The sequence below is a fragment of the Flavobacterium sp. genome, assembly GCF_044361065.1.
Classification (GTDB): Bacteria; Bacteroidota; Bacteroidia; order Flavobacteriales; family Flavobacteriaceae; genus Flavobacterium.
This window is the reverse complement of the sequence record NZ_JBIKJI010000165.1, coordinates 1-4,188: the sequence shown is the minus strand read 5'-3', so window position 1 is coordinate 4,188 and position 4,188 is coordinate 1. Positions and strand designations below refer to the sequence as shown.

The window sequence follows — 4,188 nt, the reverse complement described above, 5'->3', positions numbered from 1 at the left end:
AAATAAAATTGATAATTAGAGGTATTTGTTGTTTGGTTCCAGGATTAAAAAATTACAGCGAAAACATTGAAGCTATTAGTATTGTCGATAATTATTTAGAACATTCACGCGTGTTTATTTTTGGGAACAATGACAATCCTGAAGTATTTATTTCTTCTGCCGATTTTATGACCAGAAATATTGACGCTCGAGTTGAAGTAACTTGTCCAATTTACGATGAAGAAATTAAAAAAGATTTAATTGATACTTTTGGAATAGGATGGAAGGCAAACGTAAAAGCGCGTTTACATTCAGATAAATTTGAAAATTTATACAGAAAACGTGGCGAAGATAAAGTATTTAGAGCCCAACAAGAAATGTACAAACACTATCAGAACAAATTGGAAGTAATACTTCCAGAAATTATATAAACACATAAATGATTCAAATAAAAAAATATGCTGCAATAGATATTGGTTCCAATGCAATGCGATTGTTAATTACTAATATTATTGAGCAAAAAGGTAAAGAAGTTCAATTTAACAAAAGTGCCTTAATCCGTGTGCCAATTCGTTTAGGACAAGATGCTTTTACGGTAGGTGAAATTTCGGAGGAAAATATCGACAGAATGATTGATGCTATGAAAGCATTTAAATTATTAATGAAAGTATATAAAGTCGAAAAATTTATGGCTTGTGCCACTTCTGCTATGCGTGAAGCATATAACGGTAAAGAAGTTGCCGAAATCATAAAGAAAAAAACAGACATTAAAATTGAAATTATTGATGGTAAAAAAGAAGCCGCAATTATAGCCTCTTCTGATTTGCATCACTTTATAAAAACAAATGAAAATTATCTTTACGTAGATGTTGGTGGAGGAAGTACCGAATTTTCTTTGTTTTCTGATGGGAAAATGTTGGTGTCAAAATCATTCAAAAACGGAACTGTTCGAATGTTGAATAATATGGTAAACGAAGTAGTTTGGCAAGAAATTGAAAAATGGATAAAAACCAATACTGAAGGTTTAGATAATATAATTATGATTGGTTCTGGTGGAAATATCAATAAAACATTTAAATTGTCTGGCAAAACACAAGATAAGCCATTGACTTATAAGTATTTAAAATCGCAATTTGATCATATAAACGCTTTAACATACGAACAAAGAATTTCCGAATTAGGTTTAAATACCGACCGTGCCGATGTAATTATTCCTGCACTTTCCATATATTTAAGTGCGATGCGATGGAGTGGTGCCAATCATATTTATGTACCAAAAATCGGATTAGCTGATGGAGTAGTAAAAGCTATGTACTACGAAAGAATATAAAATATAAAAAAAAACGCTCAATTTGAGCGTTTTTAATTATTTATCAATGGCTCCTAAAACCCGTTTCATAAAATCATTAAGAGCCGTTTTTTTATCTTTTCCGTCTCTAATCATTTTATTTACTTCAATGGCTCCATACATATTTGAAATTAACTCACCTATAACATCTAATTCTTCATCTTTTAAGGATTCTAATTCTGTTAAGTGTTCTAAAACAGCTATTGTTTCAATTATATAATCGGCATCATTTTCTTCAATAAATTGTGTCAAGTGTTTTATTACAGGTAATTTCATATTGTTAGATTTTAGATTTATAGACAATTTAGATTTGTAGACTTTCTAATTTTCTAAGAAGTCTAACTTGTCTAAATTTATAGTACTTGAGCTACTAATTCCGCTAAAACTTCGGCTTTATTTGTTTGTGTTTGATTTACTAATACTCCATTTTTAAAAGCAGCAAATGTTGGTAAATTATCCACATTAGCCAATTTTCTTGATTCTGTAAACTGTTCTGCATCTACAACCAAAAAAGGAACGCTTTCATTTTCAGAAGCCATTTTTTTAAATTTTGGTTTCATAATACGGCAGTTTCCACACCAAGTTGCAGAAAATTGTACCAATACAACTTCATTATTAGCTACTATTTCAGCTAAATTATCTTTTTCGATTTCTTGAAACATTTTTTTTAGTTTAAAGTTTTATGTTTCAAGTTCCAAGTTGAAAAACCTGAAACTTGAAACAAAAATTATTAGTGTGAAGCTAAATAACTTGCTGTACTGTTTCTGTCAGCACTCATAGCATCTTTTCCTTCTTCCCAGTTTGCAGGACAAACTTCTCCTTTAGTTTGTACGTGTGTGTACGCATCAACTAAACGTAAATATTCGTTTACATTTCTACCTAAAGGCATATCGTTTACACTTTCGTGGAAAATTTTACCTGTTTCGTCAATTAAATATGTAGCGCGGAAAGTAACATTTGATCCTGTTAATAAATAATCACCAGTTTCTTCGTTAAATTCATCAGCTACATCTAATATATCTAAAGCGTTCGCTAAATTACGCGTTGTATCTGCTAATAATGGATACGTAACACCTTCAATACCACCGTTGTTTTTAGCTGTATTTAACCAAGCAAAGTGTACTTCGTTTGTATCGCAAGAAGCACCAATAACAATTGTGTTTCTTTTTTCAAATTCTGGTAAAGCCGCTTGAAATGCGTGTAATTCTGTTGGACAAACAAATGTAAAATCTTTTGGGTACCAAAATAATAATACTTTTTTGTTGTTTTTTGTTGCTTCTTCTAATACGTTAATTCTTAAGTTGTCGCCCATATCTGAGATTGCGTCAACAGTAATGTTTGGGAATTGTTTTCCTACTAATGCCATAATTATTTTATTTTAAATTAATTTTCTACTGCAAATTTACGTCTATTTTATAACAAAACAATTTGTTTTGATTATATAAATTTATTTAATAATAGATTTTGATTATTATTTTTTCATATTAATAACTTTAAACAATTACAATTTTAATTCTATATTTGCTTTGCTAACCAAAATATATAATAATATGAAAATTTTCAGAAAGAAATCAATTACAACAATATTAAAACAAGGCGGCGATGGTGATCATTCAGGTTTAAATAAAGTATTGACAGTAAAAGATTTAACTTTTTTTGGAATTGCAGCTATTATTGGTGGTGGTACATTTAGTGCCATCGGAAACGCTTGTTTTTCAGGCGGACCTGCCGTAGTACTTTTGTATATTATGTGTGCCATTGCTTGTGGTTTTACAGCAATGTGTTACGCAGAATTTGCTTCTCGTGTGCCTGTTTCTGGAAGTGCATATACGTATGCTTACGTTTCTTTTGGAGAACTTTTCGCTTGGATAATTGGTTGGGCATTAATTATGGAATATTCTATTGGTAATATTTATATTGCTTTTTCTTGGAGTGGCTATTTTACCAATTTATTAGAAAGTTTTGGAATTCATTTGCCAGAATGGTTAACCATAAATTATAAATCAGCACACGCCGCGTTTTTAGCGAGTAAAGGTGACGAAGGTTTAGCAGCGTGGAAAAACGCGCCAATGTTAGGGAATTTGAAAGTAATTTTCGATTTACCAGCGGTGGTTATTAATATTTTAATTACTTATTTGGTCTACAGAGGTACAAAAGAATCTAAAAACTTTAGCAATGCTATGGTTTATATAAAGTTAGCAATAATTGCCTTGGTAATAATTGTAGGTGCTTTTTATGTAGATATTGATAATTGGACGCCTTTTATGCCAAATGGTTTTAGCGGAGTAATGGGCGGTGTTTCTGCTGTTTTCTTTGCTTATATTGGTTTTGATGCAGTTTCTACTTTAGCAGAAGAAAGTAAAAATCCACAACGCGATTTACCAAAAGGAATGATTTATTCGTTAGTAATTTGTACCATAGTTTTTATAGTTTTAGCTTTAGTTATTACAGGAATGGTTTCATATGAACTGCTTGGTGTTAGTGATCCTTTAGCTGAAATATTTGCTTTAAAAGGCGTAAAATGGATGTTGTTTGTGGTTTCAATTGCTGCAGTTGTAGCTATGACAAGTGTGTTATTGGTATTTCAAATGGGACAACCAAGAATTTGGATGACGATGAGTCGAGATGGTTTAATGCCAAAGCGTTTTTCAACTATTCATCCAAAATATAAAACACCAAGTTTTGCTACTCTTGTTACGGGTTTAGTGGTAGGAATTCCAATCTTTTTTACTGATGAAAATTTTGTATTAGATTTTACAAGTATTGGAACTTTATTTGCGTTCGTATTAGTTTGTGGTGGCGTTTTAATGCTTTCTCCACAAAGTGAAGCCGAAATCGCAGAACGTGAAACTAAAGGAAAA

At 31.1% G+C, this 4,188-nt stretch carries 5 protein-coding genes and 1 pseudogene; 3 read left to right on the top strand and 3 right to left on the bottom strand.

All coding sequences use genetic code 11. The features are described from left to right. Positions 1-410 (top strand): annotated as a pseudogene (locus ACIQ11_RS09150) (polyphosphate kinase 1); the annotation flags it as partial. Between the two features lie 8 nt (positions 411-418). Next, positions 419-1,309 carry an exopolyphosphatase gene (locus ACIQ11_RS09145; protein WP_396154325.1) on the top strand — a complete coding sequence of 297 codons (891 nt, stop codon included), beginning with the start codon at positions 419-421 and terminating at the stop codon, positions 1,307-1,309. A 36-nt stretch (positions 1,310-1,345) separates the two neighbouring features. Here ACIQ11_RS09145 and ACIQ11_RS09140 read toward each other — a convergent pair whose 3' ends face one another. The 3 genes from ACIQ11_RS09140 to ACIQ11_RS09130 form a co-directional block, all read right to left on the bottom strand. Then, positions 1,346-1,603 (bottom strand): DUF6952 family protein, encoded by a 258-nt coding sequence (locus tag ACIQ11_RS09140; RefSeq protein WP_396148947.1) that lies wholly within the window; start codon positions 1,601-1,603, stop codon positions 1,346-1,348. Between the two features lie 77 nt (positions 1,604-1,680). Further along, the gene (locus ACIQ11_RS09135) at positions 1,681-1,989 is read right to left on the bottom strand and encodes a thioredoxin family protein (RefSeq protein ID WP_353077697.1); all 309 of its coding nucleotides are present in this window, start codon (positions 1,987-1,989) and stop codon (positions 1,681-1,683) included. A 68-nt stretch (positions 1,990-2,057) separates the two neighbouring features. Then, the gene (locus ACIQ11_RS09130; protein ID WP_396154324.1) at positions 2,058-2,693 is read right to left on the bottom strand and encodes a peroxiredoxin; all 636 of its coding nucleotides are present in this window, start codon (positions 2,691-2,693) and stop codon (positions 2,058-2,060) included. A gap of 184 nt (positions 2,694-2,877) precedes the next feature. Here ACIQ11_RS09130 and ACIQ11_RS09125 point away from each other — a divergent pair. Beyond that, positions 2,878-4,188: amino acid permease (locus ACIQ11_RS09125; protein ID WP_396154323.1), on the top strand; the 1,311-nt coding region annotated here is incomplete at its 3' end.